The organism is Cellulomonas sp. GbtcB1, from assembly GCF_019091725.1.
In the GTDB taxonomy this organism is placed as follows: Bacteria; Actinomycetota; Actinomycetes; order Actinomycetales; family Cellulomonadaceae; genus Cellulomonas.
The window spans coordinates 1-229 of the sequence record NZ_JAGXJG010000719.1 but is presented as its reverse complement, the minus strand read 5'-3'; the positions used below and the strand labels follow the sequence as shown (position 1 = coordinate 229).

Here is a 229-nt window from a genome sequence, read left to right as displayed (position 1 = left end):
GCCGGCCCGGGGCCGTCGGACGCGAGCAAGCCCACGTCCGCGGAGAAGTCCGACGGGGTCGTCACGACCGCGGCGTACGACCCGTCCGCCAGCCGCGCGGCGGCGTCGGCGGCGTCGGTCAGGGTCCACGCGAACCCGACGTCGGCGCCGGCGGGCGGGTGGGTGAGGTGCGCCGCGAGCAGCCGGCCGGCGGCGATCGTCTGCGCGTCCGAGCCCTGCCCGGACGTGA

At 79.5% G+C, this 229-nt stretch carries 1 pseudogene; it reads right to left on the bottom strand.

The window, feature by feature from the left end:
- Positions 1–229, bottom strand: a pseudogene (locus KVT14_RS21950) (hypothetical protein); the annotation flags it as partial.